This window comes from Achromobacter sp. UMC71 (genome assembly GCF_014170305.1).
GTDB lineage: Bacteria > Pseudomonadota > Gammaproteobacteria > Burkholderiales > Burkholderiaceae_B > Achromobacter.
This window is the reverse complement of the sequence record NZ_LZZT01000035.1, coordinates 1-21,971: the sequence shown is the minus strand read 5'-3', so window position 1 is coordinate 21,971 and position 21,971 is coordinate 1. Positions and strand designations below refer to the sequence as shown.

Below are 21,971 nucleotides of genomic sequence, written 5' to 3'. Positions count from 1 at the left end.
ACCTTCAGGGCAGCGAAATGGTCAGGTGCGCGGCGCGCGGCCCCAGCTTGACGATGTCGTGGTACGGGGCCATGGCGGTCTGCATGTCGCCGTTCAGGAAGTGGCCCATGCCCAGATAGGCCAACAGGCCCAGCAGGGCGAACAGGGCGCCGATGCTCCAGAGCGGCACGTCGCGCTTGAGCGTATGGGCGATCTTGTCCGGCAGCGGCCAGTGCGGCGCAAAGCCGGCCCGCTTGCCGCGCAGCAGCGCGATCTCGTCGCCCAGGCGCGCGGTCAGGTAGCCCAGCTTTTCCTGGCCCTCGATCATGTACTTGCCCTGGAAACCCAGCAGCAGGCACATGTAGAACACTTCCAGCGATTGCAGGCGTGGCGCGCCCTGCGCGCGCAAGTCTTCCAGGCGGGAAAAGAAGTTCTCGCCGGCCAGTTGCTCGCCGAACAGGGTCAGTTGCAGCGGCTGCAGCATCCAGGCGTCGCGGATGGAAAAGCCGGAATTGAGCACCGTTTCGTCCACGGCCGCACAGAACGCGTACTTGGTGGCGTAGACGTCTTCGGCCGGGATATCGAGCTTCTTGGCGCTGCGTTCGAAGTCGGCTAGGAACTGCTGTACCCGCGCCGAGAACGACGCGGCGCTGGCGGGTTCTTGTCCGCTCTTGAGCAGGAACAGCATGAGGAAGCCGTCGTACAGCAGGTCCAGCAGCGATTTGGCGGGGCGCGTGCCGTAGAAATCGGCGGCGCGGGCGGGGAGCGTGGCTCCGGGCATCAACGAGGGCGAGTCGGCGGTCATGGCGGGCTCTTGCGGTGGGTGCCGGTCAGCGAGTGACGGCGATCAGGTCCAGTTTCAATTCGGGGATGCCGGACGGGGCGTAGATGGCAATGCTGCGGGCCTGCAGCATGCGGTCGTACAGCGAGCCGCGCGTCTGCAACGTGAAATAGCAGGCGCCCGGCTTGACCGGCACCGCCGGCGGCACCTGCGGCGTGTAGGCCAGTTGCACGCCCGGCATGGCCGATAGCACCAGCTTTTCGACGTCGTCGGGCGCACCGACCTTGAAGCGCAGCGGCACGGTTTCGGCCAGTTCGCTGGCGGGCGTGGCGGCCGATACGGCAAGGTACAGCGCCGTGGTCTCGTCGAGCTTGTCGGAATCGAGCCGGCCAACGTGGAACGACGGGCGCAGTTCTTCCAGCACGATCGAGAAGTAGCGGGTCGAAATGACGGTTTCGAGCAGGTCGCGCAGGATCTCGTCCAGCTGCGCGAAGGCCGCGCCCGGCTGGTCGTGGCGATACGCAGGCAGGTCCGCCAGCGTATGCACCTTGGAGAACGTCATCAGCGCACCGGCCAGCCGCAGCATTTCCTGGAACAGGCGTTCGGGGTGCAGCTGCGGGTTGTGGAACAGGTGCGACAGCGCCGAATAGGCCTCGTTGGCGGTATGCAGCAGCCAGAACGAGGCCACGTCGCCCGAGCGGAACTCGATGATGTTCTTGTTGGGTTCGCGGTGAAAGCCGTACAGCGCGTTGACCTTGGCCTGCAACGCGTCCAGCAGGCGGCGCAGCTGCTCGAACAGTGCGCCGCAGGCCTGCACCGTCAGGCTGGGGGCGATGAAGCTGGTGTCCAGCTCGTAGCCTGCGCTGGCGTTGCGGCGCACGCGCGCCACGGGAATGGTCAGGAGCGCATCGCGCGGCTCGTGTTCGGACAGCAGCCGCACGTTCTTGCGCAGGAACGCGAGCTCGGCGGTGCTGGCGTTGGTGTACAGGTCGGGGGCGGGGCTGTCGTGGTGCGCGTAGCGGGCGTCAAAGCCCTGGGACTGCTGTGCATCGCGGTAGTTGCCGCCGATGTCCTTCATCGGATGCAGCGCCAGGTAGAACACCGCCTCGCTGGCGCCGTCCAGGCTGTCCAGCGCCACGGCGGGCGGCAGGTCGTCGTTATGGGGCGCGTTGTAGATTTCGCCGTCGGGGAAAATCGCCGACAGCTCGGTGGCGCGCAGCATGCCATTGGCAAGCGCCGCGGCATCGAAGCGCACCGTGCGCAGCCCCCACGAATAGGGGTGCAGCGCCCGGCTCATTTCCGCCAGGCGGGCCTCATGGTAGGCATCCTGGCGTTGAAAATGCTGGGGCCGCAGGAACAGTCCCTCGCCCCATAATACTTTTGCTGAATAACTCACGTTGGCTGGCTCTTGTCTATGGCTATATACAGAGGGCGTCTGATTACGACGTGGGTTGCGGCCGGATTCAGTCGGGGCATCGCACCGACCCGAGCCTGGACGGATCGAATGCGGGCATGCCCGGTGGCAGCACGATCTTGCCGGTGGCAACCGTCAGGGCGCAGGCGTGCGCGCCCAGGACAATGCCGCTGTCTTCGACCGCTTTGACTTCAAATACATATTTCCAGCGTTGCGGCGCTGGCGCGTAAAACAAGGCGGCGACGGCGATATACGTGGCGCCCTTGGGCACTTTTTCGATGTTTTCGAAACGCTGTCCCGGCGTCAGGGTGATCTCGCGCGACGCAATGAGACTGTCGCCCAGTGCCGCCTTTTCCTGCTCAGTATCAACTAATTGCGTGAGCGGTGCGCGCTGAAATGCCTCGGCATTCTTCAAATAGTATGCTTTCGTAACGACAGCCGCAGGTTGACCGCTGCTCGCATTTAAATTTTCTCCGGCGTGGATCGCCAATTTCACATCGGTGGGCGCATTCGGGTCCTTTTTCAGGCCCGCCGCATCGAGCGCGGTGCCGGTAATTCCAGCCACCGCGCCCAGCGCCGAAACCGCTGCACAACCATGAATTAAAGGGACCGCCGCGATCATGATCGTGGCCGCCAAGCATCGCGATAAATTGAGATGTTTTGACATGGCTCTTTATACCGGATCATGGAGACAACATACAGATGACGGCACGTTGAACGACATTTCGTGGCAAGTTACATGACGTAATGCACTGTAGTGGTGTACTAACAAAAAGTTGTTGAAATACGCGGCCCTTGGTTACATCAGACACGTGCCTAAAAAATGCAACTTTCCCGGTATTTCCTCATAGGCGGTATGGCGGCATTGATGGCGGGTTGTGCGGCTACAAACAAGCCCCAGACGGACGCCGAATACAAGCAGTCGATTACTCAGGCCACCGAGACGCTTGCCTCGAAAGGCAGCGACCAGGCGGTTGCCCAATTCCAGGAAATCGCGGTGCGCAATCCGTCGCGTGGCGAGCCCTGGTCGTACATCGCCAAGATCCGCTTTGATGAACAGAAATACGGGGAAGCGATCGTCGCGGCCGATGAGGCCCTGAACCGGGATTCCGAGGATTTCACCGCCAAGACGGTGCGCGCTGTCGGCGGCCTGCGGGTCGCCATGCAGTCGCTGGCCGACCTGCGCGCCGACGCGCTGCTGGCGGGCAACGCCCGCACCGATGCGGTGGCGCTGGCCGCCGCGATGCGTGAAACGCTGGGGCAGGACGTGCTGTTCCCCGAAGGCCGCAAGCCGCCGCGTGGCGGCGGCACGCGCCCGCCGCCCAAGCGTCAGGACGCGCCGCCGGTCTCGCCCGCCGCCAGCGCGGCGCCTGCCACCCAACCGGGCCAGGCCACGAGCCCGACCCAGGCCGGCGGCGCCGGCCAGCCCGCGGTCCCACCCGCTCGCCAACCCGCAGTCCAATCCGCCGGCAGCGGTCAATCCGCCCCGCCGGCGCAACCCGCCGGGGGGCGTGCGCCCGACCCGTTCGGCAATCTTCTCAAACCCTGATCGGCCCGCCGGCCCCGGCAGGCCGGGTCCGCTCGCCTTCGTCAATTCGCATCCCGCTTGGAGCCCCCATGGCTAAGAAAGAAAGCGTTCAGAAAAGACTCCAGAAAGTACGCCCGCCCCGCGTTCAACTGACCTATGACGTCGAGAAGGGCGACGCAATCGAGCAGAAAGAACTGCCCTTCGTCGTGGGCGTGGTGGGCGACTTCAGCGCCCAGTCCGAAGCCGAGCTGCCGCGCCTGAAGGACCGCAAGTTCGTCAACATCGACGTCGACAACTTCGACGACGTGATGCGCGGCCTGGAGCCGCGCGCCGCGTACCGGGTCAAGAACCGGCTGACCGACGAAGGCGGCACGTTCGGCGTGGACCTGAAATTCCGTTCCGTCGAAGACTTCCGCCCCGAGGCCGTGGTGCAGCAGATCGAGCCCCTGAAGGAGCTGCTGGACATCCGCACCAAGCTGGCGGACCTGCGCAACAAGCTGGCCGGCAACGACAAGCTGGAAGACCTGCTGGGCGAAGTGCTCAGCAGCACGGAAAAACTGCAGCAACTGACCAGCGAAGCCGGCAAGAACGGCAAGGGAGGCAGCAATGAGTAACTCCGCCGCCGCGCACAGCGCGTCCGCTCCGGCCGCCGCCGACGCGGGCCTGCTCGACCAGATCGTCGAACAGAGCCGCGTCGCCAAGTCCACCGCCGAACACGACCGCGCCAAGGACCTGATCGGCGAACTGGCCCGCGAAGTCATGAAGGGCACCGTGGTGGTGTCCGACAACCTGTCCGCCATGTTGGACGCCCGCGTGGCTGAACTGGACCGCCTGATCTCCGCCCAGCTCAGCGAAGTGATGCACGGCGCCGAATTCCAGAAGCTCGAAAGTACCTGGCGCGGCCTGCATTACCTGTGCCAGGAAAGCAACACCGGGCCGATGCTCAAGATCAAGGTGCTCAACGTCACCAAGCGCGACCTGGTGCGCGACTTCCAGACCGCCATCGACTTCGACCAGAGCCTGATGTTCAAGAAGGTCTACGAAGAAGAATTCGGCACCTTCGGCGGTTCGCCGTTCGGCGCGCTGCTGGGCAACTTCGAGATCACGCGCCAGCCCGAGGACATGTACTTCATCGAGCAGATGTCGCACGTGGCCGCGGCCTCGCACGCGCCGTTCATCGCCTCGGCCTCGCCCGAGCTGCTGGGGTTGGACACCTTTGCCGACCTGGGCCGCCCGCGCGACCTGGCCAAGGTGTTCGACACGGTGGAATACACCAAGTGGCGCAGCTTCCGCGATTCGGAAGACTCGCGTTATGTCGGCCTGACCATGCCGCGTTTCCTGGGCCGCCTGCCGTACGACCCGAAAGAGGGCACCTCGGTCGAAGGCTTCAACTTCGTCGAAGACGTGGACGGCACCGACCATTCCAAATATCTGTGGTGCAACGCCGCCTGGGCCTTTGGCGCGCGCTTGACCGCGGCATTCGCCGACTTCGGCTGGTGCGCGGCGATCCGCGGCGTGGAAGGCGGCGGCCTGGTCGAGAACCTGCCGACCCACACCTTCAAGACCGATGATGGCGAGATCGCGCTGAAGTGCCCGACCGAAATCGCCATTACCGACCGGCGCGAAAAGGAACTGAGCGATCTGGGCCTGATCCCGCTGGTGCATTGCAAGAATTCCGACTACGCCGCGTTCTTTGGCGCCCAGTCGGTGCAGAAGGCCAAGAAATACAACACCGACAGCGCCAACGCCAACGCGGTGCTGTCGGCGCAGTTGCAATACATCTTCTCCGTGTCGCGGGTGGCCCATTACCTGAAGGCCATGATGCGGGACAAGATCGGCAGTTTTGCGTCCGCGCAATCGGTCGAGAGCTTCCTGAACCGCTGGGTCTCGCAGTACGTGCTGCTGGACGACAACGCGAGCCAGGAGCAGAAAGCGCAGTTCCCCTTGCGGGAAGCCTCGGTGCAAGTGGCCGAAGTGCCGGGCCGTCCTGGCGTATTCCGGGCCGTCGCGTTCTTGCGGCCTCATTTCCAACTCGACGAACTGTCGATTTCGCTACGCCTGGTCGCGGAACTGCCCGCCCAAGCCCAGAAATCCTGATGCTCGTCTGCTACGCGGTTTTTAACTGGAGAGAACTTTAATGAAGGACATCTACGTCAAATTCGGTAATCCTGCGCTCAAGGGCGAGTCCCAGGACAAGGACCATCCGGACTGGATCGAAGTCGGCTCCTGGCGCCACGAGATCATCCAGCCGCGTTCGGCCACCGCCTCGACCTCGGGCGGCCATACCGCCGAGCGCACCGAGCACGGCGAAATGGTCTTCACGAAAGATTTGGACGTGGTCAGCCCGTTGCTCTATCAGCACGCCTCGGGCGGCACCACCTTTGACGAAGTGACCATCGATTTCCTGCGGGCCGACGGTGAAGGCAATCGCGTCAAGTACCTGGAAATCAAGCTCAAGTACGTGATCATCTCGCGCGTGGCCCCGGAAGTGGTCAGCGAAGGCCTGCCGCACGAGTCGTTCTCGCTGAAGTACGCCGCTGTCCAGTGGAAGTACACCCAGCAGAAGGTCGGCGGCAACCAGGGCGGCAATGCCCAGGGCGCCTGGAGCCTGACCAAGAACGACAAGACGTACTCGGTCTGACCCGGCCGCGCGGCAAAGCGAAGGCCGCGGCTCGTCCCCGGGCCGCGGCTTTTTCTGAGAGAGGTCCGTGATGAAGGGTTTCGAACCCAGTCTGTTCGACAAGCTGTTTGACGGGGACGGCCAGACGCCACACGCGTTACGGCGTCTGTCGGTCGAGGAAATCAAGGAAACCGTCGCGCGCGACATCGAGGCCCTGCTCAATACCCGCATGGTCTTCACCGAGGCGTCGCTCAAGCGCTACCCGAATTGCCAACGGTCCATCCTGACCTATGGACTGTCGGACTTTTCGGGGCTGAGCCTGGCCAGCCATTACGACCGGGAGTTCATCTGCCGGTCGCTGGAGCAGGCCATTGCCCGCCACGAGCCGCGTCTGACGCACGTGCGGGTGGTCTTGCAGGTCGACAGCCGCGCCACCTCGGTGCTGTATTTCGCGATCACGGCGATGCTGGATGTGGGCCCGGCCCACGAGCCGGTGACGTTCGACGCGACCTTGCAGCCGTCGACGCTGCAGTATTCGGTCAGCAAGGGCTGGGCCAAGGCCGCGGCGGCCGCCTGACAACATAAACGCACGCGGGCGCCGGCGGCCAACCGTCGGCGAGGAAGGGAAAGATGGAAGAACTGCTGCCGTATTACGAACGCGAGCTGGGGTTCCTGCGCGGCTCGTCGCGCGATTTCGCCCAGCGCTATCCGAAGATCGCGGCGCGCCTGGGGCTGTCGGGGGAAACCTGCGAGGACCCGCACGTCGAGCGGATGATCGAATCGTTCGCGCTGCTGGGCGCGCGCATCAACAAGAAGCTCGACGACGACTATCCGGAATTCACCGAAGCGCTGTTCGAGGTGATGTACCCGCACTATCTGCGGCCGTTTCCGTCGTGTTCGATCGCGCAGTTCGACATGGGCGGCGTGGCGGCCCAGCTGACCGCGCCCGTGCGCCTGGCGCGCGGCACCGAATTGAAGTCCCATGCCGTACGCGGCGTGGCCTGCCGTTTCCGCACGGCCTATGACGTGACGCTAGCGCCGGTGGCGATACGCCGCGCCGCGTTTGCGTCCACCGCCAACGCGCCGTCGTCCACGCAGCTGCCGCCCGGCGTGACCGGCCGTCTGTCGCTGACGCTGGCCTGCCTGGCCGAAACCCAGAGCTTCGCGACGCTGGCCGTGGACCGGCTGCGCGTCTACCTGCATGGCGAACCGTCGTTCGTAGCGGCGCTGCGCGATTGCCTGTTTCTGCGCACCGCAGCCGCCTATATCGAGACGCAGCCCGGCCGCTGGAACCGCCTGCCCGAGGTGCCGCTGGCGCAGGTGGGCCTGGCCGAGGAAGATGCGCTGATCGATTTCCCGGCCAGCTCGCATCCAGCCTACCGGCTGCTGGCCGAGTATTTCGTCTTTTCCGAGAAGTTCAATTTCGTCGACATCGACCTGGCGGCGCTGCGGCGCGCGGTGGGGCCGGTGCGCGAATTCACGCTGCACCTGCCGGTCAAGGGGCTGCGCGCTGATTCGAATACCGCGCGGTTGCTGGAATCGGCGTCGGCCGACAACTTCCGGCTGGGCTGCACGCCGGTGATCAATCTGTTCGACCAGCGCGCCGACCCGATTCGCGTGACGCATGCCGCCGCCTCGTATCCGGTGGTGGCCGACGCCCGCCGGGCCTACGGCTACGAGGTCTATTCCATCGACCGCGTGCGCCTGGTGCGGCAGAACGCGCAGGGCGATTCGGTGGTGGAATTCCGGCCGTTCTATTCGTTGCACCACGGCGAAACGCCCGAAGGCGCCAGCCATTACTGGACGGCCCGGCGCGACCCGATGGTGGCCGAACGCAGCCCGGGCTACGAGATGGAGATGTCCATCGTGGACATCGACTTCAATCCGGCGCTGCCGCAGACCGAGACGCTGAGCCTGGAACTGACCTGCACCAACCGCGACCTGCCGTCGCACCTGGCGGTGGGCCAGCCGGGCGGCGACCTGTTCCTGGAAGGCGGCTCGGTGGCGCGCGAGATCCGCATGCTGCGCCGCCCCACCCACACACACCGCTTCCAGCAGGGCCGCGCGGCGCACTGGCGGTTGATATCGCACCTGGCGTTGAATCATCTGTCGCTGGTGCATAGCGGCTTGCCGGCGCTGAAGGAAACGCTGCGCCTGTATGACCTGTCGCACGCGGCGGTGGCGGCGCGCCAGATCGAAGGGCTGGTGGGGCTGGACTACAAGCCCGCCACCCACTGGATGCCGGGCGAGCCGTTCGCGACCTTCGTGCGGGGCATCGAGATCCGCCTGACGATCAACGAAGATAATTTCGTGGGCACCAGCCTGCATGCCTTCGTGGCGGTGATCAACCGCTTCTTTGGCCTTTATGTGCACGCCAACAGCTTCGTGCAGTTGGTGGTGCTGTCGCGCCGCGGCGCGGAAGAAATCCTACGGTGCCCCCCATGCAACGGCGACGCGATCCTAGCGTAATCGAATCGCTGCTGGCCGAGCCGCAGCGCTTCAAGTTCTTCCAGGCCGTGCGGGTGCTGGAACTGTGGTTCGCGCGCCAGGAAGGCACGCGCGCCAAGAACGCCGTGCCGGCGCACCTGCGCTTCGTCAATTCGTCGTCGCTGGGCTTTCCGGCCAGCGAGATCGCGGGGCTGACGGCCTATGACAAGGATGGCCAGGCCCTGAACGACGCCGAGTCGCGCCTGGCGGCGCTGGCCGCCGGTACGCTGGGCCGGGTCGAGATCGAACCGGCGTTCTTTGGCTTGCTGGGCGGGCAGGGGGCCTTGCCGCTGCACTATTCCGAAATCCTGAGCCACCGCGAAAGCGCGACCCGCGACCGGGGCGCGCGCGCCTTCTTCGACATCTTCTCGAACCGGGCCGCGGCCTTGTTCTACGCGGCCTGGAAGAAGTACCGCATGCCGCTGCGGCACGAGACCGAGCAGGACCATCACTACCTGCCGCTGCTGCTGGCGCTGGGCGGCGTGGGCCACCCGGCGCTGCGTGACCGGCTGCATGCCGGCGAAGGCAAGGTGTTTGACGAGTCCCTGGCGCACTACGCCGCGGCGGCGCGCCAGCGGCCGGTGTCGGCCGCGTATCTGCAGCGGGTGCTGGCCGATTACTTCCAGGTGGCCCTGCGCGTCGAGCAGTTCGTCGGCCGCTGGTATCACGTGCCGCCCGAAAACCGCACGCAGCTGGGCCGGCCCGGCGCGGTGCTGGGCGTGTCCGCGATGGCGGGCGATCGCATCTGGCAGCGCGATCTGCGCATCCGGCTGTGGATCGGCCCGTTGTCCAAGTCGGCGTTCGCCGATTTCCTGCCCGGCGGTGCCCGCGCGCAGGCGCTGGAGAAGCTGCTGACAATGTTCGGCGGCCTGAGCTTCGAATACGAGGTGCGCCTGGTGATGGCCAAAGAGGACGTCGCCGGCAGCGCGCTGGGCGGCGGCGCCGACAGCGGTGGCGCGCGCCTGGGCTGGAATTCCTTTCTTTGCACCGAACCGTCGGCGTCGGACCGCGACGACGCCAGCTACGAACTGCACACCATCCACTAAGAACAAGACAACCCAGAACATGGCCACTCCCCTGAAAACCCTGATCGGGAAACTGAACCAGACTTGCCGCCAGGCTGCCGAGCGTGCCGCCAGCCTGTGCATGGCGCAAGGCCACTACGAGGTGGACCTGGAACATCTGTTCCTGGCGCTCTTGGAAAAGCCGGCCAGCGACTTCAGCCTGGTGGCGCGCCGCAGCGGCATCGAGGCGGCCGTGCTGGAAGCCGACCTGAACGCCGAGATCCGCGGCTTCAAGAACGGCAACACCCGTACGCCGGTGTTTTCGCCGCACTTGCCGCGGCTGTTCGAACACGCCTGGCTGATCGCGTCGCTGGATACGCAGACCACCCGCATCCGCTCGGGGCATCTGTTGCTGGCACTGTTGACCGAGCCGGATCTGGCCGCGCTGGCGCGGCGCGGGTCGCGCCTGTTCGAATCGTTCCGGCTGGAAGAACTGAAGCACGATTTCGCCGCGTTGACGGCGGGTTCGGAAGAGGCGGGGCAATCGGTGGCGCTGGGCGACGGCGCCGCGCAAGGTGACGACGCCGCGCCCGCGGCGGGCCTGTCCAAGACGCCCGCGCTGGACCAGTACACCACCAACCTGACCGAGCGCGCCCGCGAAGGCAAGATCGATCCGGTGATCGGCCGCGATGCCGAAATTCGCCAGATGATCGACATCCTCACACGGCGCCGCCAGAACAACCCCATCCTGACCGGCGAGGCCGGTGTGGGCAAGACCGCGGTGGTTGAAGGCCTGGCGCTGCGCATCGTGGCCGGCGACGTGCCCCCGGCCCTGGCCGGCGTGGCGCTGCGCACGCTGGACATGGGCTTGCTGCAGGCCGGCGCCAGCGTCAAGGGCGAGTTCGAGAACCGGTTAAAGAGCGTGATCGACGAGGTCAAGCAAAGCCCCACGCCCATCATCCTGTTCATCGACGAAGCCCACACCATGATCGGCGCGGGCGGGCAGGCGGGGCAGAACGATGCGGCCAACCTGCTCAAGCCGGCGCTGGCGCGCGGTGAACTGCGCACCATCGCGGCCACGACGTGGAGCGAGTACAAGAAGTACTTCGAGAAAGACGCGGCCCTGGCGCGGCGCTTTCAGGTCGTGAAAGTGGAAGAGCCCAGCGAAACCCTGGCCGCCAGCATGCTGCGCGGCATGGCGCCGCTGATGGAACAACATTTCGGCGTGCGCATCCTGGACGAGGCCATCGTGGCCGCGGCCCGGCTGTCGCACCGGTATATCAGCGGACGGCAGCTGCCCGACAAGGCGGTAGGCGTGCTGGATACGGCCTGCGCCCGCGTGGCGCTGGGCCGCAGCGCCACGCCTGCCCTGATCGACGACGCGCGCCATCGCCTGGCCCGCCAGGAGACCGAGCGCGCCGCGCTGCGCCGCGAGGCCGCCGCCGGCGCCGCGCAATCGGCCCGCCTGCGCGAGCTGGACGAGGAAATGGACGCCACGCGCCAGGAACTGACGGCTGCCGAGGCGCGCCTGGCCCAGGAAAGCGAGCTGGTGCGTCAGATTCATGCATTGCGTGAAGAACTGGAGGCCGCGGGCCAGGAACCCGAGTCCGAGACCGCCGGCAAGCGCCGCGGCAGCAAGGCCGCGGAACCCACGCCGGCCCAGGCGCAACTGGCCGAATTGCAGCAGCAGTTGCGCGCCTTGCAGGGCGAAGCGCCGTTGGTGCCGGCCTATGTGGATGCGCAGGTGATTGCCGAGATCGTCTCTGCCTGGACGGGCATTCCGCTGGGCCGCATGGTCAATGACGAAATCCGTACGGTGCTGGAATTGCAGCCGCTGCTGGCCGAACGCGTGATCGGCCAGGACCATGCGCTGCATGCCATTGCCCAACGCGTGCGCACCGCGCGCGCCGGGCTGGAAGACCCGAACAAGCCCAAGGGCGTGTTCCTGTTCGTCGGCCCGTCTGGCGTGGGCAAGACCGAGACCGCGCTGGCGGTGGCCGACATCCTGTATGGCGGCGAGCGCAAGCTGGTCACGATCAACATGAGCGAATACCAGGAGGCCCACAGCGTGTCGGGCCTGAAAGGGTCGCCGCCCGGCTATGTGGGCTATGGCGAAGGCGGCGTGCTGACCGAGGCCGTGCGGCGCCAACCGTACAGCGTGGTGTTGCTGGACGAAATCGAAAAGGCGCATCCCGACGTGCTGGAGCTTTTCTTCCAGGTCTTCGACAAGGGCGTGATGGACGATGCCGAAGGGCGCGAGATCGATTTTCGTAATACGCTCATCATCCTGACGTCCAACGTCGGTTCGTCGGCCATTATGCAGGCCTGCCTGAACAAGGCCGCGGACGAGCGTCCGGACCCCGAGGCCTTGCAGGAACTGCTGGCGCCGCAGCTGTACAAGGCCTTCAAGCCCGCTTTCCTGGGCCGTATGAAGACCATCGCCTACTACCCGGTGGATGACGACGCGCTGGCGCGCATCATCGGCCTGAAGCTGGGCCGCATTGCCGAACGCGTGCAGGCCAACCACCGCGCGGTGTTCGACTGGGACGAGGCACTGGTCGAGGCCGTGCTGGCGCGCTGCACCGAAGTGGACACTGGGGCGCGCAACGTCGACCACATCTTGAACGGCACGCTGTTGCCGCAGATCGCCGAACAGGTGCTGGGCCGCATGGCGCAGGGCGAAGCGATCGCGCGCATCCGGGTGACCGCCGGCAAGAACGGCGACTTCCGTTACCGCCTGACCTGAGCCGGAGCCGATCATGCCCCAGGATGCTTCCGGACTTTCCCGCCTGTCGACCGCCGGTATCGCGCAGGCCAACCGCCTGCTGGACCTGCGCACGCCGCTGGGCGAGAACCGCCTGGTGGCCGAAACCTTGTCGGCCACCGAACAGCTGAGCGGTGGCGCCTGCCGGCTGGAAATCACCGCGCTGTCGGACGACGCGCATATTCCGTTGAAGGCCTTGCTGGGCCAGCCGGTCACGCTGCGCCTGCAGACGGCGCTGGACCGCGAGCAGCCGCGCCTGTGGCACGGCCATGCCACGGGGGCGCGTTTCCTGGGCGCCAATGGCGGCCTGGCACGTTACGGCCTGACCGTTGAGCCGTGGCTGGCCTTCCTGCGTGCGCGGCGCGACAGCTTTGCCTACCAGGACAAGACGGTGATCGATATCGTCGAAAGCATTTTCGGCGACTACAAGGGCCAGGGCACGCTGGCGCCGCAGTGGCGCTGGGACGTGCGGGACCGCGCCACCTACGCCAAGCGCAGCCTGACCATCCAGTACCGCGAAACCGACTACGCCTTCGTGGAACGCCTGCTGGCCGAAGAAGGGCTGTTCTATTGGGTCGAGCATGCGGACGACGGCCACACCCTGGTCATTGCCGACCACAACGGCGCCTTCAAGCCCGGCCCGCAGGCTAGCGTGCGCTTTGCCCGCGCCGACGTGACCGAAACCGAAGACAGCATCCAGCGCTGGAGCCCGCGCCAGCGCTGGCAGACCAATGCCGTGCGCATGGCCAGCTGGGACTACCGCAGCGCCCAGTCGCGGCCCGTGTCGGCACAGGCCGACGCCGGCAAGCTGGCCAACGCGGTGGAACTGACCAGCGATGACTATCCGGGCCAATATGCCTACGAAGACAGCGCGCAGGGCGAGCGGCTGGCGCACAACGCGCTGGCCGCGTTGCGCGTGCGCCAGCAAAGCGTGGAAGGCGCCGGCACCGTGCGCACGCTGGCGCCAGGGCAGCGTTTCGAGCTGACCGGCCACTACCAGCAGGGCGGCGCGTCCTCATTCGTGGTGATCGCAATCACGCACCAGGCGCGCAATAACTTCGACGCGGACCTGGGCCGCGCGGTGAGCGAGGCCTTGGGTGGCGGCGACGACGAAGAGGCCGATTTCTACCGCAATACCTTTACCTGCATCGGCAGCGATACCGAGTTCCGCCCCGCGACGCGGGACGGCCACGGCGTGCGCATACATCCGCGTCCCACCGTGTTCGGCGCCCAGACGGCGCTGGTGGTGGGGGCCGAGGCGCCGGTGCACACCGATCGCGACCACCGCATCAAGGTGCAGTTCCACTGGCAGCGCGGCAAGGCGTCGAGCAGCCGGCTGGCGCATCCGTCTGGCGAGGAGAACGCGCCGGCCAAGGATGAACTGGGTACCTGGGTGCGCGTGGCCGAGCCGGTGGCCGGCGGCGATTGGGGCGGCCATTTCGTGCCGCGCGTCGGACAGGAAGTGCTGGTGGAATTCCTGCATGGCGACATCGACCGACCGGTGGTGGTGGGTGCGCTGTACAACGGCGCGGGCGCCGAAGATGCCTCGCACAACCAGGTGCAGGCGGGTGGGGCCAACGCCACCGGCAACGCACCGGCCTGGTTCGCGGGCGGTAGCGAGGGCCATGCCCACAACGCGGTGATGTCCGGCTTCAAGACCCAGGCGCTGTCGACCAGCGGGGCGGGCACGGGCGGCTACAACCAGCTGGTGCAGGACGACACGCCCGGCCAGTCGCGCCTGACCGCGTCGACCACGCAGGCCGATTCCCGCCTGAACCTGGGGCACGTCAAGCAACAGCGCGACAACGAACGCCTGCAAGACCTGGGCCATGGCGCCGAGCTGTCGACCAAGGAGGCCGTGGCGCTGCGCGCAGGGCAGGGCCTGCTGATCAGCGCCGACCTGCGCGAGAACGCCGACGGTGCGCTGCTGGACAGCGCCGAGGCCGCCAAGCAGATCGATGCGGCGCTGGAATCGGCCAAGGAACTGGGCGACGTCGCCATCAAGCAGAAAGCCATTCTGGATGGCGATCCGCAGGCGCTGCCGGTGCATGAAGGCCTGACGCACGTGCGCGACGTGGTCGAGGCCACCCAGGATGATGCGGCCGCGCAGGGCGGCGCGGTTAAGGTGGCGGCCTACAGCGAGCCGCACATCCAGGTCAGTGCGCCCAGCGGCATCGGGCAATACACGCCCGGCAACGCGTTCGTGGTGGCCGGGGGCACGCTGGCGCAGGTGGCGCCGGACGTCAACTGGGTCAGCAGCGCCCATCTGGCGGTGGGGGTGGCGGCCGGCGTGGTGCTGTTCACCCTGGGCCAGGAAGCTGGTGGCAGCCGCGCCGTGCAGGACCGCGGGCTGCGGCTGCATGCGGCCGGCGGCAAGCTGCGCCTGCACAGCCAGGGCGCCAAGATGACCTTGACGGCCGAGAAGGCCGTGACCTTTGCCTCGGCCAGCGCGGCCGTGCTGGTGCAGGCCAAGGAGCGCGTGCTGGCCACGGCCGGCGGCGCCTACGTGCGGCTGGAAGGCGGCGGTATCCAGCTGCATGCACCAGGCAAGGTCGAACTGAAGGCGGGCGCGCACAGCTGGGTTGGCCCGCAGACCTCTCGGGCAAACCTGGCTTTCAACGAAGCCAGCCCCTTGTGCGAAGCGCGCGTGCGCGGCGCGGCCCAGCAGGGCGGCGCCGTCGTGCCGCTGGGCTAGGCCGGCTCGACATGGAAGGCGGCATGCTCAATTACCAGTCTTTTTGCACCTATGAGTTCGGCCTGATCCAGGATGAGCACACGCGCGGCGTGCCGCCGGCGGCAGCCGCCCAGGCCCGGGCGCTGGTGCCGCCCGCGCTGCGGAAAATGCCCGGGTTGATGCCCCGGCTGCTGGATCTGTCCGCCCTGGATGCGGCCGGCAAGACGCAGGTGCTGGCCAGCCTGAACCAGGCAGCGCATGACGTTGACGACCTGTGGCTGGCGCTGCTGCTGCAGTCCGAACGGCCGGCCGATGCGGTGGCGGCGCATTTCCGCTCGCGCATGATCGTTGACATCGCGGGGCAGGGGCCGTGTTTTTTCCGGTTCTTCGATCCGCGGGTGCTGGTCCAGCTGTCGTGGCTGCTGGACCCCGGCCAACTGGCCTGGCTGTGTGGCCCGGTGCGGCGCTTTCGGTTTCATCTGGATGGCGAATGGCGCGCGCTGGATCGGCCCGACGTGGACCCGGCGCCGCGCCTGCGGCTGACGGCGGAGCAGTCGTTCGCGTTGACCCAGATGCAGCCCTTGAATGAAGTGCTGTCCGGCCTGGACAGCCTGGCGCCTGATGGGCGAATCGCCCTGGGCAAGACCGTGATGGACCATTTCCGCACCGCCCGCGACCTAGGCCTGGCGACGGCACAGGAGCGCAAGGCCTTTGCCCGGCATGGCCTTGAGGTGCATCCCGCCTTCCATCGCCACGAGCGGGTGCGCGAGTGCCTGGCGGCGATGCGGCCGGATGACGACTATCCCTACCTTGCCGCGATCCAGGACCTGTCGGATGACGACTGGGCCCGCGTGCGCACGGAGCTGGAACGAACTGGAGAGCCCGATGGCCGATGATGTGAAGAACTGCGGAAAGAAGCGTTCATCTATCGATTGCGAGGAAGATTGCCCGTTTCACCGGGTGGGCCTGCCCATCATGCCGCTGCGCTATGCGGTGTTGAAAAAAGAAGACCCGTCCCCGCCGCTGGCAGGCGACATGAACATGCCGCAACTGGCCGAACGGCCCTTGGGCGACAGCGCGCGCTACGGCGTGCGCCTGCTGCGCCCCGGCTATTTGTACATGTATGACGAAGCGCGATCGGAACTCAAGGGCTACTACGTCAACGAGAACGGCACGCTGTACAACTTTGACGTCGACAAGCCGGTGGAGAACTGTGACCGCACGTTCACCTGCACGATGGATCACGAGGCGAAGGCCTCGCTGCTGACCATTCCCAATGCGCGCAAGGCCACGTTCGTGTGGCTGACGTTTTCGGACGTGCAGTGGACCAAGGACGTGTGCAAGGCCCACAAGGGCCGGCGCGGCGCGGACATGCGCGAGCGCCACATGTTCAAGTTCGACGTGCAGGCCTGGTTGTCCAGCGGCCGGCACGCCAATGCCAAGAGCATCAAGACCCTGAAAGATACGGCGGCCGAGTATGTGGTGCATCGCAAGCGCGAGCTTGATCTGCATCAGAAGCAGCAGATGCTGGGCTGGAGCACCGTTGGCTACTACGACGTGAAGGGCTGGATGGGTGAGATGATCGAGAACGCCGCCGAGGCGTTCCTGCCCGGCAAGGGGCTGATGCTGGCGCTGCCGGACAGCACCGGCATCCTGCAGGACCTGGCGCGACTGATGCGCCTGCGTTTTGATGATTTCGTCTCGAACAAGGAAGACCTGCGGCCGCTGACGGTATCGAAGTCCATCGAGTCGGTCAGCGAGATCATCATGCAGGCCGCCGAGAACGATCTGCTGCGCGACCGCGCCAGGGATGCGTCCAATTATTCGGTCTATGGCACCACCAGCCCGAACATGGCGGGCCCCGGGGGCGGTGGCAGCGCCGGCGGCATGGCGATCGGCCAGCTGGTGTTGGACATGATCAACCCGGATCGCCAGAAAGAGCGCATGGCCGAGGCCGAGAACTACCGCCACCCGACCGAACAAGAGCGCCGGACAGTGCGCTGGGATGCCTGGAAGAAGTACTTCGACAACTACGACGAGAACGCGCGTCGGGCATGGCAGAAGGATTTCGACGAGCGCCTGACCAAATTCGACGCCGCCACCATCGTGCCGATGGCGAAGGCGCACGTGGCCTGGATCACCTGCGGCGATACGCTCAATGGGTTCGAGTGCAACTACGACGTCAACAACGCAGATAGCGGCGAGGTTTTCCAGACCATTTTTTCTTTGTGCATCGACGGCACCCAGGACAAGCGCGTCTGCTTCAAGCAGTATGCCGAATGGCTGCAAGGCGATCCCGAAGACACGCGCAATCTGCTCTTGCGCGCCATGTTCCACAACCAGGATTTCGTGGTCAAGAAGGTGGTCGAGGCGCACGAGGCCGCCCTGGACTGGAAGGCCATTCCCTGGGGTAACCTGCACGAGGCCTACAAGACCGGCCTGAAGGTGCTGAGTGAAGGCCAGATGGACAAGACGGCGCGCCTGCTCGAACAGATCATGGGCCCGGTGGTGCAGGTGCTGCGATTGGGCGTGGACAGCTCGATTGCGCGCAAGCTGGCCATGTACCTGGGCTTGCTGTCACGCCACGATGTGGTGATTGTCGAAGTCGAGGGCGGCAAGAAGACCTTCCGCGCCGCGCTGATCCGCGAACTCATGCGCCAGCATGGCGGCCAGGTGAACATGCGGCAGATGGAGCGCGCCGTGGCCGACGAATTGCGGCGGCTGGAAGTGCGCGGCGAACAGCTGGAAGGCACCGACAAGAAGCGCTGGTTCATGCTGGTGGACAGGGAAGCGGCGGCCAGCGTGCCCCGGGAAGGCCGGGCGGCGGACCGGGCCAGGATGCTGGCGCAGACGTCCATGACGATGGAAGAATACGAGGCCAGGGAACTGTCGCGCTGGCGCACGACGATCAACACGGATGTGCGGGTCGGCGTCGTCAGCTGCCTGTTCCAGACCGTGGCCGTCTACAAGCTCTGGAGCGATCTGGAATCGGCCATGCCGCACGAACGCACCGACGCAAGCTGGAAGTTCGTGATTGGCATCGCATCGGCCGGCGGGTCGGTGGCGGAGGTATTGGGCGTGGCGCTGAAGGGCCGGATGGCCGCCGGCATGCGCTTGGGGATGGGCCTGGGGCTCGAATCCACCGCATCGCTGCTGATGCGCTGGGGGAGCCGGACGGGAGTCGTGACCGGGGTTCTCATGGCCGCCTTCGACGTGAAATCCGGCGTGGATCAGATCACGATCGAGAAGAACGGCTGGATGGGCGGCCTATACCTGGCCTCGGGGGGGCTTAGCCTGATTGTCGTGGGCGCGTTCGCCATGTCGTGGACCGTTGTGGGGCTGATCGCCGCCGTCCTGTTGATCGTCGTGGCGGTGCTGATCGAGAAATACAAAGGCAACAAGATCGATGAATGGCTCAAGCGGTGCCTGTGGGGCAAGCTGCAGGGGCAGGCCGGCGCCGATTATTACTATGGAGTACAACAAGAAGTGAACAGTCTGCGTGTGGCACTGGGAGGGGAGTGATGGACTTCACAGGGTTGCTGTCCCGGTTTCCCAACAACCGTCCCCTGACTGCATTCGACCGCGAACACCGGCTGCTGCAGAAAAAACGCCTGGACGTCCCGCTGCTGGCCCAGCTTTGCGTGGTGAAGATGAATTCCAACAGCCTGCTGTCGGTGGACCGCTGGTTTGGGTGGCGCGGCTTCGTGGCTCTGCTCGGGGCAGTAGGTGTGGCGTTCGGCATTGGCGTCATCCTGAAGTTGGCCTGGATTCTGGTGGTGGACGACCTGCCCAACGAGAACGGCCTCTGGGAAGCGGTTTTCTTCGGCATGGCGATGTTCGCGGTGGTGGGCGCCCTGGGGGCCTGGATCGCCTGCAAAGAGATGTTCCGCTGGACTTACTACCCCATCGCGCTGGACCGAAAGCGCCGCTTGGTGCATGTGTTTCGGCTGGACGGCACCGTGCTGACCGCGCCCTGGGAAAAGATCTACTTCACGCTGGGCCGCGGCAAAGCCGCGTTCGGCATGCGCAATTGGGATATCCGCGGGCTGATCCTGGACCAGGACGGCGTCACCGTGAAGGAGACGTTTTCGTTCTGCATCGCCACCAGCCGCGTCGAAAACGCCTATTCCCACTGGGAATTCCTGCGCCGCTACATGGAAGAAGGGCCGCAGGCGGTGCTGGACGCCGTGCTGTATTGCATGCCTGTGGACGGCAAGCGCGAGAGTTTCGCCTTCAGCAAGGAACGCATCTTCGCCAACGATGCCCAGACGCCTGGCCTGATGTACGTGCTCGCGGCCCCCTTCAACTACCTGCACGCCATCATGCGCTGGGTGGTGGTGCACACCAGCAAGATACCGGCGTTTCCGCCCGAGATCGAGGCGGCGCTGCAGCCCGAACCGGGCGATCCGTACGTGCGCGATGCCTCAATGAACCCCGAGGATCTGCGCTAGGGGACGGGTGTTGGCTGCCACCGACTCGTTCTGCAAGCTCGAAGGCCAGATCACGGGCCTGGCCCGGCGCCGGCAGAACCGTGATTTCGTGCTGGGCGTGATCTTCCTGTTCATGTTGGCGCTGGACGCCGTTTTCGCGCTGTTCCGGGGCACGTTCAGCGTGGCGGGCAGGGCGCAAGACCGAGGGGCTGGCCCGCACCGCCGAACGCATCTTTGCAGGCTTCGGCTGGGAAGACCCGGCCAGCATCAACCTGCGCAAGGCGTCCAGGGCGCTGCGGCAAGAGGGCGATGGCAGGGACTACGGCCTGCGGGTGTTCAGGTATTGATGGCGATGGGGGGCGGAGTCGGCCCGACGCAGGCCAGCGGCAATTAAAATCCGGGTAATATTGACGGGTTATTTTAATCCGGGTAAAAATGCGTCCTGCGAATTATCGCAACAAAGGACGCAACCATGAGCACATTTGATCTGAACACCGGCGCTACCGCGGCGCTGGCCCATGAAGCCGATCTGACAGACCTGCCGGTGGACGGTGAACTGCCGCCCTGGCTGGACGGCGTACTGGTCCGCAATGGCCCCAATCCGCTGAGCGGGTGCTTCGAGGGCAACGACGTGCTGTCGTGGTGGCCCCAGCCGGCGATGCTGCACGCCATTGAATTGCGCGATGGCCGGGCGATCGGCTACCGCAACCGCTGGGCCCGCACCCGGATCTGGGCGCGCGTGCATGCGCCGCAAGCGGCGGACGCCTTGCCGGACACCAATCCCAACGTCAACGTGCTGCGCCACGCCGGTGAAACCCTGGCGCTGGCCGAGGGCGGGGCGCCGCTGGTGATGACCGCCGGGCTGGATTTCGGCGGCACCAGCCAGCGCCATCCCGGCCTGGCGGCGGGCATGACGGCGCATCCGAAGGCAGACCCCGAGACCGGCGAATTGATGACTTTTCGCGCCCATTGGGAACGCCCGTGGTTGCGCTATGGCGTGACGGGCGCCGACGGCCAGCCCCTGGTGGACCAGCTGATCGAGGTGCCGGGGCCGTCGATGATGCACGACATGGCGATCACGGCGCGCTACAGCATCCTGCTGGACCTGAACGTGGCGTACGACTTTTCCATGCTGCAACGCGGCTACCGCATGCCGCTGCGCTGGCATGACGAACGCCAGTCGCGGCTGGGCGTGATCCCGCGCCACGGCGGACCGGTGCGCTGGTTCGAGGTGGCGCCGTGTTTCATCCAGCACGTGGTCAATGCCTATGACGCCGACGATACGACGCTGGTGCTGGACGTGGTGCGCTATCCGCACTACCTGCGCCTGTCGCCTGGCGGCGCGGGCTTTGAAGACAATCCGTTGGGCGTGCTGTGGCGTTATGTGATCGACCTGGCGCGCGGCACGGTCAGCGAATGCGCGCTTGACGAGGCCGGCATCGAGCTGCCGCGCATCAACGAGGGCCGGACCGGGCGGCCCTACCGCTACGCCTACGCGGTGCAGCAGCCGACCAACGTGGAAATGCGCGGGGTGCTGCGGTACGACCTGGCCACCGGCGCCAAGCAGCAGTACCGCGTGCCGCCCGGTGACCAGAACAGCGAACCGGTGTTCGTGCCGCGCCCGGGGGCGGTGGACGAAGACGATGGCTGGGTGCTGGTGTGTGTGTACCGCCAGGCCAGCGACACCAGCGATGTGGTGGTGCTGGACGGGCGTGATATCGCGGCCGAGCCCTTGGCGACGGTGCGTCTGCCACAGCGGATTCCCGCGGGGTTTCATGGGGCGTGGCTGCCCGGGGAAGACGCCTGAAGGGCGGTTCAGTTCAGGTCGATCGACGCGATGTCCGCGGCGGCCATGGGCCGGGCGGGCCCGGCGTGGCTCAGCGCGCCTTGGCCCGGCTGGTCTTCCTGGCGGCGCGGGGCGCGTCCTTGGCGGGCGCCGGGGCGGCCGCGGCCGTGACCTGTTCCATCCAGGCCAGCGTTTCGGTGTAGGCCACGAACTGCTGCAGATAACCGGGCGAGAGCTCGCGCATCAGGGACAGGGCGCGGTGCACCAACTGGTTGGAATTGAGCGGTCCGGCGTTCTTGTGCACCTGTTCCTGCGACTGGCGCACTTGCCGGTCGGCGCTCAGGCCCGACCAGATCTCGCGGAATTCATCCAGCGCGGGCAGATCGGGGTAGGCGTCGCGGCGCGCTTGCGCGGCGGCGGCATCGGCGTCGTCGCCGGGTTCGCCGGGGTAGGTCAGGAAGGCGGCCAGCTCGGCCAGGGGGCCGCGCGGGCGGGCAGCGGGGG

Annotated in this window: 18 protein-coding genes; 14 read left to right on the top strand and 4 right to left on the bottom strand. The window is 66.2% G+C overall.

From position 1 onward, the window contains the following. Positions 1–4: 4 nt before the first annotated feature. From icmH to tssJ, 3 genes are all read right to left on the bottom strand, one after another. A complete protein-coding gene (gene icmH, locus A9974_RS17295; RefSeq protein WP_255468211.1) occupies positions 5–760 on the bottom strand; it encodes a type IVB secretion system protein IcmH/DotU in 756 nt (251 codons plus the stop codon). 49 nt (positions 761–809) lie between these two features. Next, entirely contained in the window at positions 810–2,156 is a 1,347-nt protein-coding gene (tssK, locus tag A9974_RS17290) for a type VI secretion system baseplate subunit TssK (RefSeq protein WP_183005395.1), read from the bottom strand. A gap of 67 nt (positions 2,157–2,223) precedes the next feature. Further along, on the bottom strand, positions 2,224–2,841 hold the full coding sequence (gene tssJ / locus A9974_RS17285) for a type VI secretion system lipoprotein TssJ (protein WP_255468209.1): 618 nt from the start codon (positions 2,839–2,841) through the stop codon (positions 2,224–2,226). 189 nt (positions 2,842–3,030) lie between these two features. Between tssJ and A9974_RS17280 the strand changes: the two genes are divergently transcribed. From A9974_RS17280 to A9974_RS17215, 14 genes are all read left to right on the top strand, one after another. Next, entirely contained in the window at positions 3,031–3,723 is a 693-nt protein-coding gene (locus A9974_RS17280; protein ID WP_183005394.1) for a hypothetical protein, read from the top strand. Between the two features lie 68 nt (positions 3,724–3,791). After that, positions 3,792–4,316 (top strand): type VI secretion system contractile sheath small subunit, encoded by a 525-nt coding sequence (tssB, locus tag A9974_RS17275; protein WP_013396290.1) that lies wholly within the window; start codon positions 3,792–3,794, stop codon positions 4,314–4,316. Next, positions 4,309–5,799: a type VI secretion system contractile sheath large subunit gene (gene tssC, locus A9974_RS17270; RefSeq protein WP_025141191.1), complete on the top strand. Its 1,491-nt coding sequence runs from the start codon at positions 4,309–4,311 to the stop codon at positions 5,797–5,799. Before tssB ends, tssC begins: the two co-directional genes overlap by 8 nt. A gap of 40 nt (positions 5,800–5,839) precedes the next feature. Continuing rightward, positions 5,840–6,343 carry a type VI secretion system tube protein Hcp gene (locus A9974_RS17265; protein ID WP_006395404.1) on the top strand — a complete coding sequence of 168 codons (504 nt, stop codon included), beginning with the start codon at positions 5,840–5,842 and terminating at the stop codon, positions 6,341–6,343. A gap of 70 nt (positions 6,344–6,413) precedes the next feature. Continuing rightward, positions 6,414–6,899, top strand: coding sequence for a type VI secretion system baseplate subunit TssE (gene tssE / locus A9974_RS17260; RefSeq protein ID WP_183005403.1), 486 nt, complete (start codon positions 6,414–6,416; stop codon positions 6,897–6,899). Between the two features lie 53 nt (positions 6,900–6,952). Further along, positions 6,953–8,791 (top strand): type VI secretion system baseplate subunit TssF, encoded by a 1,839-nt coding sequence (gene tssF / locus A9974_RS17255; protein ID WP_183005393.1) that lies wholly within the window; start codon positions 6,953–6,955, stop codon positions 8,789–8,791. Beyond that, the gene (gene tssG / locus A9974_RS17250) at positions 8,755–9,855 is read left to right on the top strand and encodes a type VI secretion system baseplate subunit TssG (protein ID WP_183005392.1); all 1,101 of its coding nucleotides are present in this window, start codon (positions 8,755–8,757) and stop codon (positions 9,853–9,855) included. Before tssF ends, tssG begins: the two co-directional genes overlap by 37 nt. Positions 9,856–9,874: 19 nt before the next feature. Beyond that, positions 9,875–12,559: a type VI secretion system ATPase TssH gene (gene tssH, locus A9974_RS17245; RefSeq protein WP_183005391.1), complete on the top strand. Its 2,685-nt coding sequence runs from the start codon at positions 9,875–9,877 to the stop codon at positions 12,557–12,559. A gap of 13 nt (positions 12,560–12,572) precedes the next feature. Then, complete coding sequence (locus A9974_RS17240) at positions 12,573–15,272, top strand: type VI secretion system Vgr family protein (protein ID WP_183005390.1); 2,700 nt, start codon at positions 12,573–12,575, stop codon at positions 15,270–15,272. 23 nt (positions 15,273–15,295) lie between these two features. Next, positions 15,296–16,147, top strand: coding sequence for a DUF4123 domain-containing protein (locus tag A9974_RS17235; RefSeq protein WP_183005389.1), 852 nt, complete (start codon positions 15,296–15,298; stop codon positions 16,145–16,147). Then, on the top strand, positions 16,137–18,773 hold the full coding sequence (locus tag A9974_RS17230) for a T6SS effector BTH_I2691 family protein (RefSeq protein WP_183005388.1): 2,637 nt from the start codon (positions 16,137–16,139) through the stop codon (positions 18,771–18,773). Before A9974_RS17235 ends, A9974_RS17230 begins: the two co-directional genes overlap by 11 nt. After that, positions 18,773–19,702, top strand: coding sequence for a DUF6708 domain-containing protein (locus A9974_RS17225; RefSeq protein WP_183005387.1), 930 nt, complete (start codon positions 18,773–18,775; stop codon positions 19,700–19,702). Before A9974_RS17230 ends, A9974_RS17225 begins: the two co-directional genes overlap by 1 nt. A gap of 10 nt (positions 19,703–19,712) precedes the next feature. Beyond that, positions 19,713–20,075 (top strand): hypothetical protein, encoded by a 363-nt coding sequence (locus A9974_RS17220; RefSeq protein ID WP_183005386.1) that lies wholly within the window; start codon positions 19,713–19,715, stop codon positions 20,073–20,075. Between the two features lie 78 nt (positions 20,076–20,153). Continuing rightward, entirely contained in the window at positions 20,154–21,488 is a 1,335-nt protein-coding gene (locus A9974_RS17215; protein ID WP_183005385.1) for a carotenoid oxygenase family protein, read from the top strand. Between the two features lie 70 nt (positions 21,489–21,558). Here the strand turns inward: A9974_RS17215 and A9974_RS17210 are convergent. Next, the coding region (locus A9974_RS17210; RefSeq protein ID WP_183005384.1) for a DUF2894 domain-containing protein at positions 21,559–21,971 on the bottom strand (413 nt) is incomplete at its 5' end.